The 8267-nt window shown below is 67.7% G+C and carries 8 protein-coding genes; 4 read left to right on the top strand and 4 right to left on the bottom strand.

Translation table 11 applies throughout. From position 1 onward, the window contains the following. Together IM632_RS10230 and IM632_RS10225 are read right to left on the bottom strand one after the other, a co-directional pair. A partial coding sequence (locus tag IM632_RS10230; RefSeq protein ID WP_296552303.1) for a TonB-dependent receptor plug domain-containing protein occupies positions 1-779 on the bottom strand: 779 nt, incomplete at its 3' end. 88 nt (positions 780-867) lie between these two features. After that, positions 868-1956: a Gfo/Idh/MocA family oxidoreductase gene (locus IM632_RS10225; RefSeq protein ID WP_296480086.1), complete on the bottom strand. Its 1089-nt coding sequence runs from the start codon at positions 1954-1956 to the stop codon at positions 868-870. 123 nt (positions 1957-2079) lie between these two features. Between IM632_RS10225 and IM632_RS10220 the strand changes: the two genes are divergently transcribed. Continuing rightward, the gene (locus IM632_RS10220; RefSeq protein ID WP_296552301.1) at positions 2080-3357 is read left to right on the top strand and encodes an MFS transporter; all 1278 of its coding nucleotides are present in this window, start codon (positions 2080-2082) and stop codon (positions 3355-3357) included. A gap of 66 nt (positions 3358-3423) precedes the next feature. Here the strand turns inward: IM632_RS10220 and IM632_RS10215 are convergent, their stop codons facing one another. Together IM632_RS10215 and IM632_RS10210 are read right to left on the bottom strand one after the other, a co-directional pair. After that, entirely contained in the window at positions 3424-4494 is a 1071-nt protein-coding gene (locus IM632_RS10215; RefSeq protein WP_296482175.1) for an LLM class flavin-dependent oxidoreductase, read from the bottom strand. Next, positions 4491-5399 (bottom strand): aldo/keto reductase, encoded by a 909-nt coding sequence (locus IM632_RS10210; protein ID WP_296482172.1) that lies wholly within the window; start codon positions 5397-5399, stop codon positions 4491-4493. Before IM632_RS10210 ends, IM632_RS10215 begins: the two co-directional genes overlap by 4 nt. Positions 5400-5597: 198 nt before the next feature. On the opposite strand from IM632_RS10210, the gene IM632_RS10205 reads away from it, so the two are divergent. The 3 genes from IM632_RS10205 to IM632_RS10195 form a co-directional block, all read left to right on the top strand. After that, positions 5598-6611 carry a hypothetical protein gene (locus IM632_RS10205; protein ID WP_296482168.1) on the top strand — a complete coding sequence of 338 codons (1014 nt, stop codon included), beginning with the start codon at positions 5598-5600 and terminating at the stop codon, positions 6609-6611. 109 nt (positions 6612-6720) lie between these two features. Then, entirely contained in the window at positions 6721-7134 is a 414-nt protein-coding gene (locus IM632_RS10200; RefSeq protein WP_296482165.1) for an SRPBCC family protein, read from the top strand. A gap of 30 nt (positions 7135-7164) precedes the next feature. Next, positions 7165-8267: hypothetical protein (locus IM632_RS10195; RefSeq protein WP_296482162.1), on the top strand; the 1103-nt coding region annotated here is incomplete at its 3' end.

Genomic DNA, 8267 nt, shown 5'->3' with positions numbered 1-8267 from the left:
CCGATAAGTTCGGCGCAGCAGTCATCGTCGGACTCGCGGTAGTCGGCGATCAGGGTCAGGGAGAGATCCTCTCTAGGGTCGGCCACGATCACGCCGCGGACGCCCCAGTGCTCGTACCCGTTCACCCGCGTCCCACGGGTCAGATTGCGGATATTGCCGTCGTAGCTGCCATAGGAAACCGTGAAGCGGCCCTTCACGAGATCGCTGAAGGGCACGTCGACGCCCGCGCGGAGCTTCACCTCGCCGCCGCCCGAGAAGTAGCCGCCCTCGACATAGCCCCCGAAGTCGTCGCCCGGACGCTTGGTGACGATGTTGATCACACCTGCGGAGGTGTTCTTGCCGAAGAGCGTCCCCTGCGGGCCGCGCAAGACCTCGATGCGCTCGACGTCGATCAGGTCGCTGAAGGCCTCGCCTGAGCGGCTCAGGACCACGCCGTCCACAACCGTTGAGACCGACGGTTCGCCTGCGATCGAGAAGGTCGACGTGCCGACCCCTCGCAGGAAGAGCGTCTGATTGATGGTGGTGCCCGATTTGCGGAAGTTGAGGGTGGGCACGAGGTACTGCGCGCTCTCGAGGTTTACCGACCCGCGAGCGGCGAGCGCGTCGCCGGACAGGACCGAGATCGCTGCCGGAACATCCTGCAGTTTCTGTTCCCGCTTCTGGGCGGTGACGACCAGTTCGCTGAGGTCGACGCCTTCGCTGGCCGTCTGGGCCAGGGCGGGCGCGGCGGTCATGAGGGCGGCGATGGCGGCCCCGGTGATCAGGATCTTGCGTTGCATTGGCTTCCCCGAAATCTTGCTCTCGTTGATATCTGGCGCTGTCACACCCACGCCGTTCTTGTTGTCTTTCCGGCGACCGGCCGGGTACTCAGAAACCCAGTTCCGACATCTCCACCACACGCTTCTCGCGCGCGCTGATCTCTGCGGCTGCGCCGATGGCCACGGCCATCAACCCGTCACGTGCGGTCACTTCCACCGGGCCCGCTCCACGCACCGCCGCGTTGAAGCGCTGGTGCTCGTAGAAGGTCGACCCGTGGTGCGTGCCGGCCTTCAGGGCGGTGGGATCCACTTCGACGACGCGACGCTCCACGCGCTTGGGGTTACGGAAGCCCACCCGCGGCGAATAGACTATATCTCCACTAGGAATTAAGACGTCAAGCCGCGCCGCATCCCCGACAGCGGTGATCTCTTCCTGGTTCTCGGCGCCGTCGGCGAACATGCAGAGATCCAGCATGGCGCGAACGCCGTTGGCGAAGTCGATGGTGGTGTAGCTGTTGTCGATGATGTCGGGCCGACGACCCTCATAGCTTTCGTCGAGATGGTTCACATCCATGGCGCCCGAGCAGTAGACCCGAACGGCCTCCGAACGGGTGATGAGCCTCATCAAGTCGAAGAAATGGCAGCACTTTTCGACCATTGTCCCACCGGTGTTCGCGGCGAACCGGTTCCAGTCGCCCACCTTCCTCAGAAATGGGAAGCGGTGCTCGCGAATCGACAGCATCTGCAGCCTTCCGACCCGGCCGCCGTGTACCTCGCCGATGAACGCCTCGGCCGGCGGCATGTAACGGTACTCCATCGCCGTCCAGAACGGGGCTGCGGCGCGCTCGGCCTGCTCGACGATCCAGCGCGCGTCCTCGAGCGTCGTGGCCAACGGTTTCTCGCAGAGAATCGGCAGTCCGGCCTCGAACATCGGTTCCAGCACCTCTCGGTGCGTTTTGTTCGGACTGGAGACGATGACGCAATCCACAAGGCCGCTGCGGGCCAATTCGGCCCCCGTCTCAAAGGCGGTGACGAGATCAGCCTTCGGACCCAGCGCTTCGCGGGCCGGGCCCAGCGATCGTTCGACGGGATCAGCGATTGCGGTCACCACCGCGCCCGGCGTCACGGCGAGGTTGTGGATATGCTCCACGCCCATCATTCCAACACCGACGAGACCGTAGCGGACCGTCTCGGCCAACTGACTCTCCAGAGAATGTGACAACGCAAACAGAGTGTGAGCATCCTTCCAGATGATGCTTCGGAGCAAGCTCAAAAGTTGCGCAGGTGGAGCCATGCGCTGGCGTCTGGGAGAGGTGCGGCCTTGACAAACGGGTCAACTCTGGCGGCTGCAGGCAGCCTTCTCACGCCGCAGATGCGCTGGCTTCTGTTCGTCCTCCTGACCTTCGCCGGCATCCTGAACCTGGTGGATCGCCAGATCATCTCGGTGCTCAAGCCCGAGATGTCGGCCGAACTTGGGTGGACCGACGAGGATTACGGCGCGATGGGCGCTTGGTTCCAGGGAGCCATGGCGCTCGGCCTGCTGTTCGCAGGGCCGTTGGTCGATCGGATCGGCGTGAAGTGGGCTAATCCACTGGGTGTGTTCAGCTGGAGCCTCGCGGCCATGGCCCACGGCCTCGCTCACACCATCCCGCAGTTCATCCTCTGTCGCGTCGGATTGGGCGCGACCGAGGCCATGGGTACGCCATCGATGATCAAGACGGTGGCGACGATTCTGCCTCCCGACGTGCGCTCCACAGGGTTCGGCGTGATCAATGCCGTGAACAGCCTGGGCGCGATCAGCGCCCCGGTGCTCATTCCTGTCATGGCGGGCGCCCTGGGCTGGCGCGGCACCTTCCTGGTGGCCGGGCTGGCCGGGGTGGTCTGGACGGTCTGCTGGCTGATCGTCACGCGCAAGACACCCCTTGATGCCCCGCCGACGCCCGCGGCCCAGCCGGACGCTCCGCGCCGTCCGATCCTGAAGGACCGCAGCACCTGGGCCATCGCGGGCGCGAAGTTCCTGTCCGACGCCACCTGGTGGTTGCTGCTGTTCTGGATGCCCGACCTGATGCACCGCCAGTTTGGCGTATCCGGCGTGGCGCTCGGGGGTTTTGTCGCGCTGGCTTACACCGGCGCCGCCGCGGGATCCCTGATCAGCGGGACTTTGGCGACTGCGCTGATGTCGCGGGGCCTCCCGGTGGACCGCGTGCGCAAGGGGATCATGCTGGGCTCGGGCCTTCTGGTGCTGGTGCTGCCCGCCACGTTGGCTGCACCCAACGCCTGGGCGGCTGCGGGCATCCTGGCCTTGGTGCTTGCGGCCCACCAGGGGTTCTCCACCAACCTGTTCGCCCTGATCACCGACGTCACGCCGACAGACAAGGTGGGGCGTGTCACCAGCTTCGGCGCGTTCTGCGGCAACATCGGCGGAATGGGCATCGTCTGGGCTGCGGGCAAGGTGCTCACCATGGGACTTGGTTATGGCCCGCTCCTGTTGTTCGCCAGCAGCAGCTACCTGCTGGCGCTGGGCTGGATCCAGCTGTGGCTGCCGAAGATCACGCCTCTTGCCGACCGCCAACCGGCGCCGGTCAACCTCGGACACTGAGCGCCTGCGCCACGGTGATCCTGCGGCTCCAGTCAGGCCCGCCGTCGCACCTGGCTCTCCGCCCCCTCAGACCAGCGGGCCGTGCTCAAGACGCGGCAGCACATGCCGGGCGAACAGGTCCGCCTCGGCGGCGTGCGGATAGCCTGAAAGGATGAAGGCCTCGATGCCCATGGCCCGGTAGTCGTTCAGCTTGGCCAGCACCTGGTCCGGATCACCGACTATCGCCGCGCCGCAGCCTGACCGGGCCCGGCCGATGCCGGTCCACAGGTGCGGTTCGGCATAGCCGTCATCGGCCGCGCTTTCGCGCAGCGCCGCCTGCGCCTGGACGCCCACCGAGGTGGAGTCGAGCGACTTGGCGCGGATCGCGGCGCCCGCATCGGCGTCCAGCTTCGACAGCAGGCGATCGGCGGCCGCGCGCGCCTCGGCCTCGGTGTCGCGGACCACGACATGGGCCCGGTAGCCGAACCGCAGCTTGCGACCGCGCCGCGCTGCACGCGCGGTCATGTCGGCGATGATGTCGGCGACCACCTCCCGGCGGTCCGGCCACATCAGGTAGACATCGCATCCCTCGGCCGCCGCCTCGCGCGCGTCCTCGGAAAGCCCTCCGAAGTAGAGCAGCGGAGCCTTGCCCGAAACCGTACCGATCCGAGGAGGATCCAGCTTCAGCTTCCAGAACTCGCCGTCGTGATCCAGCGGCTGGCCGTTCAGCAGCGTCTTCAGGATGCTCATGGCCTCGACCGTGCGGGCATAGCGCGGGCCCGACGCCAGCTTCTCGCCGGGCATGTCGGAGGAGATGATGTTCACCGTCAGCCGTCCCCCGAGGATGCGGTCAATGGTGGCGATCTGGCGCGCCAGTTGCGGCGGCCACATCTCGCCGATCCGCACGGCCATCAGGAGTCGCATGCGCTTCAGCATCGGCGCGATCGCTGCAGCGAAGGCGGTGGTGTCGATGCCCAATTCGTAGCCCGAGGGCAGCAGGATATTGTCGAAGCCGCCGGCCTCGGCCTGCAGGACGATGTCGCGGCAGTGCTCCCAGCTCGACTTGAGCGCCGGGTCGGGCACGCCGAGGAACTCATAGTCGTCGTCGCAGAGTGCGGAGAACCAGGAGACTTCGCAGGGCGGCAGGGCTTGGGTCACGGCAGTGGTTCTCCCCGGGTGGCGACCAGGACCTCGTACCATTCCGCCCGGGTCCAGGTGGGCGTGTAGGCGTCGGGAATCTCGGCGATCCGGGCGGTAGACTGGGTCCCGACGATGGGAATGGGCCGGGCCGGATGGGCCATGATCCAGCTGTAGGCCGCGGCGGCGCGGCTGACACCCGCCTGCTTGGCCTTGGCGTCCAGGGCCGCAGCGACCGCGCGTGTGCGCTCATCGCCAGGATTGCCCAGCCGGCCGCCGCCGAGGGGCGACCAGGCCAGCACCGCCATGCCCCGGGCGATCGCCTGGTCAAACACCCCGTCGCCCAGCGGCGCCACGGCCAGGGGTGAGAATTCCGGCTGGCAGGAGACAATGGGCAGGGGCAGGTGGGCGGCCAGGGCCTCCACCTGCCAGGGCGTGAAGTTGGAGACCCCGACCGCGCCGATCTTGCCCGCCTGGTGCGCCGCCAGCAGGGCCGCTCCGATCTCGGCGGGATGGGTCAGGATGTCCGGGCGGTGGATCTGCCAGAGGGCGACATGATCGACGCCCATGCGGGCCAGGGAGGCGTCGATGGCGGCTCCAAGGTAGGCGGCGCTGGAATCGTAGGGCACGCCCATGGAGATTCCGCCCTTGGTGGCGATCACCATGCGGTCCCGAAGTCCCGGATTGCCGGCCAGCACCCGCCCCAGCAGGGCCTCGGCGGCGCCGAAGGGCTCGCCATTGTCGGGGCCGTAGATGTCCGCCGTATCGAACAGGGTGACGCCGGCGTCCAGGGCGGCCTGGATCCGGGCCTCCGCCGCCGCGACGTCGTCGCCGGCGAACCGCCACATGCCCCACGCGACCGAGGAAACCTCTGGGCCGCCGGGGTAGAGGGCGCGCATGCGGGGCGGACTTGGAAGTTGGGTCATGGGCCTTGTCTCAAACCTCCTCTAGGTCCCGACCCCGCGGGTCGGCTGGGGGCGGTTCACCCCGTTGAGGGACATCATGACCGGCTCTACTTCCCGAGGGAAGCTAGGCTCCCGGGGTGCAGGAGCCCGAGGGTCAATGTATACCCGCATTTGTCACCGCAGCCTGCGCCGGGGACAGGTTCATTGGGAGACTCCGGAATGACCGCCTTCACGGGCACAGACGAGGCTATGCATCCGACCGGCGAAGACCGGGCCTGGAGCGAGAGCTATTACTTCAACTTCGTCGATTCCAGGACTGGCGTGGGCATGTTCACCCGCATGGGCTTCCGGCCCGGCAATGGCTGGGCCGACGCCCTGCATGCGGTCTATCTCGGCGGCAGCCGGGTGGCCTTCACCTATGGCCGGCGGGACATCGGCAAGGACCTGTCGGTCTATGACGGCGACCTGAAGGTCGGGAACCTGGCCCTGGCCTGCGAGGAGCCCTTCCGGCGCTGGACCGTCAGTTACGAGGGCCCGGCCCAGGACATTCCCGACGGGGCCATCCTGATGACCCGCGCCAAGCTCCGCCCCGAGGGCTGGCACACGCCCGCCCACCTCTCCATGCAGGTGGACGTCGAGGCCCTGACGGAGCCCCACTTCGCCGCCCGGGGCGCCCACGGCCACTTCGAGCAGAGCCTCCGCGCGACGGGGCGGCTGGTGATCGGCGGGGAGGAAATCGCCTTCGACGGCTTTGGCGTGCGCGACAAGTCCTGGGGGCCCCGTAACTGGAGCGGATCGTCCAGCGGGTCGTCCGGCGCCGCCGCGACCGGCCCGGCCCTCTCCACGGCGGGAGCGCCCAATCCCTTCGTCTTCTGGTTCTCCATAAACTTCGGCGCCGACGTCTCGCTCGGCGGCTCCTGCTTCCGCCGCGCCGACGGGACCCTGCTGGGCTCCGGATGGATCCAGGACGGGGAGGGGATGGACACCCTGGAGGACGTCCGTGTCGAAACCACCTTCCGGGCCGGCTCCATCCTGCACGAGACGGTCGGGATGACCGCCCGCACCGGCAAGGGCCGCCAGGTGCGCATCGCCGGCCAGGTGATCAACATGTGCCCGACCAAGATCCCCTTCCCGGGCGGCGCCACCTTCGTCAACGAGGGCCTGGCCCGGTTCAGCATGGATGGCCGGGAAGGCTATGGCATCGCCGAGTCCTGGCACAACGTGACGGAGTAGGACCGGGTCGCTGGAGCGCTACGGGTTCCACCGTCTCGGGTTCGGACTTTCCGCGCTTCCGGTCGGCGGCCGGATGTGCTGCAGTCTTCCCAACATAGGGGAGAAAATCATGCAGGAATTGACTGTCCGCGAGGACATTCCGCTGACCGCAGACGCAGTCTGGGCGGTGATCGGGGACTTCTCCGGCATCCGCAAGTGGGCCGGCCTGGTGGAGGCCGAATCCACCGAGGTCACCCCCAAGGGCAAGGTGCGTACCCTGACCATGCCCGGCGGCCGGACGGTCTCGGAGCTGATGACCGACGAGGGGCCGCACCACTACACCTACACCCTCGATCGCCCGGACATGGACGCCTACTTCTCCACCGTCTCGGTGGAGCCGGGCGGGCACGCAAGCTGCGCCATCGTCCTGCGCGTGCGCTTCCAGCCGAAGGACGCTTCGCAGCTGGAAGCGGCGACGGAGGGCATGACCAAATTCTGCCGGGGCAACCTGAAGGCCATGAAGCGGGCCCTCGGCCTCGCCTGAACCCTTCGCCGCCACCCAGGGAGATCCGCCATGCTCAACCGGCTTGATGACTTTCCGATTCACCAGACGCCCGAGCCCATCGCTCATCCGGCGACCAGCGACCGCAACGTCTATGACCGGACCTGGTTCAACGGCTATGCGAAGGACGCCTCCTACTATTTCGGCGTCGGCATGGCGGTCTACCCCTACCGGGGCATACTCGACGGCGCCTTCAGCGTCGTGAAGCCGGACGGACGACAGTACTGCTTCTATGGCTCGCGCCGGGCGCCGACCGAGCGGACGGACATGTCGGTCGGGCCCTTCCGGCTGGAAGTTCTTGAGCCCATGCGGCGCACCCGCGTGGTTCTGGAGCCGAACGAGAGCGGCCTGTCCTGCGACCTCGTCTTCTCGACCCGAACAGCCAGCCTCCAGGAGGCGCGGCAGACCCTCTGGTCCGGGACCCGCCGGGTCATGGACGCCACCCGCTTTGACCAGTTCGGCCGCTGGAGCGGCTGGGTGCGCACCCCGGAGGGGCTGATCGAGGTGGACGAAGAGGTCTGCCTGGGCACCAAGGACCGGTCCTGGGGCGTCCGCAACGTGGGCGAGCCGGAGACCGGCGGGGCGCCGCGCACCACGCCGCCCAGCGCCTTTTTCCTGTGGACCCCCCTGTTCTGGGACGACCACATCTCGCACGCCATTTTCTTCGACGACGCCGAAGGCCGGCCCTTGGTCAGGGAGGGCCTCACCGCCCCGCTCTACGCCAGCGAGGCGGAGGTCCCCGGGGTTGAGGACGGCCGTGACCGGCGCATGGCCACCGCCCGGCACCGGATCGACTACCATCCCGGCACGCGCCTGGCCCGCTACGGCGAGGTCGACCTTGTCGACCATGACGGGACCGTGCGCACGATCAGCATGGAGCCGGTCCTGAAGTTCCAGATGAAGGGCCTTGGCTACAGCCATCCGGAATGGGGGCAGGGCATGTGGAAGGGCGAACTGGCCATCGGCCATGAGTCCTTCGACGTCCGGCAACTGGACCCCCTGGCCCCCTCGCACCTGCATACCCAGCAGATCGTGCTCACCCGCGACAATGAGGGCCGCACCGGCATCGGCGTGCTGGAGCAGGTCTGCATCGGCCCCTACGCCCCGGCGGGCTT

The sequence above is a fragment of the Phenylobacterium sp. genome (genome assembly GCF_020402505.1).
Taxonomy (GTDB): Bacteria; Pseudomonadota; Alphaproteobacteria; order Caulobacterales; family Caulobacteraceae; genus Phenylobacterium.
The sequence above is the reverse complement of the archived record's forward strand: the minus strand, read 5'-3'. Positions and strand labels throughout refer to the sequence as shown.